A 568-nucleotide genomic window follows, 5' to 3' on the forward strand; every position below is an offset into this window, starting at 1 on the left:
CTTACAACGGCTAACACAATGAGGCGAGTGGGCCATGGTGGCCGTGTCCGCGTCAGGAGTTGGGCGTTGGCGATGCGTGGGGACACTTCGCTGTGGATCGTGTCGGATGACTTGTGGGAGCGGATCGAGCCGCTCCTGCCGCGCAAGGAGCGTCGGTTCTGGCACCCGGGCCGGAAGCCGCTGCCCGACCGGCAGGTGCTGTGCGGCATCCTCTTCGTGCTCCAGACCGGCATTCAATGGAAGTTCCTGCCGCAGGAGTTGGGCTTAGGGCCGGACATGACGTGCTGGCGGCAGCTGCGCGATTGGAAGGGGGCCGGCGTCTGGCAGCGCTTGCACGAAGTGCTGCTGGCCGAGCTGAACGCGGCGGCCCGTCTCGACTGGTCGCGGGCCGTCGTCGATTTCAGCCACGTGCGGGCCGTAAAAAAGAGGGGACCACACGGGACCGAGTCCGGTCGACCGCGCCCGATCCGGATCGAAACACCACCTGATCACGGATGGCCACGGCACTCCGCTCGCCGTGATCCTCACCGGCGGCAACCGCAACGACGTCACCCAGTTGCTGCCTCTG

The 568-nt window shown here is 66.5% G+C and carries 1 pseudogene; it reads left to right on the forward strand.

The window, feature by feature from the left end:
- Positions 1-72: 72 nt before the first annotated feature.
- Positions 73-568, forward strand: a pseudogene (locus tag ACLJPL_RS34110) (IS5 family transposase); the annotation flags it as partial.

This window comes from Streptomyces sp. cmx-18-6, from assembly GCF_046548915.1.
Lineage (GTDB): Bacteria > Actinomycetota > Actinomycetes > Streptomycetales > Streptomycetaceae > Streptomyces.